Origin of the sequence: Halorubrum tebenquichense DSM 14210 (assembly GCF_000337415.1) — an archaeon.
GTDB classification, from domain to species: domain Archaea; phylum Halobacteriota; class Halobacteria; order Halobacteriales; family Haloferacaceae; genus Halorubrum; species Halorubrum tebenquichense.
The window spans coordinates 1-221 of the sequence record NZ_AOJD01000009.1 but is presented as its reverse complement, the minus strand read 5'-3'; the positions used below and the strand labels follow the sequence as shown (position 1 = coordinate 221).

Annotated in this window: 1 pseudogene; it reads left to right on the top strand. The window is 50.2% G+C overall.

What is annotated here, in order from left to right:
• A pseudogene (locus C472_RS16090) lies at nt 1-221 on the top strand (DDE-type integrase/transposase/recombinase); the annotation flags it as partial.

Genomic DNA, 221 nt, shown 5'->3' with positions numbered 1-221 from the left:
GTTTCTTGAGGTATTCGGTGTTGATCGAGTTCGATCGACCGTTCATAACTGGGTTCACAAAGCCGACCTACAGCCGGAATCGGATCGGAGCCCGAATCACGTCGCGGTTGATGAGACTGTGATTCAACTCGATACTGAGCAATATTGGCTGTACGCTGCTGTCGATCCCGAATCAAATGATCTGCTACACACACGGCTTGAACCGACGAGAAATAACGCGA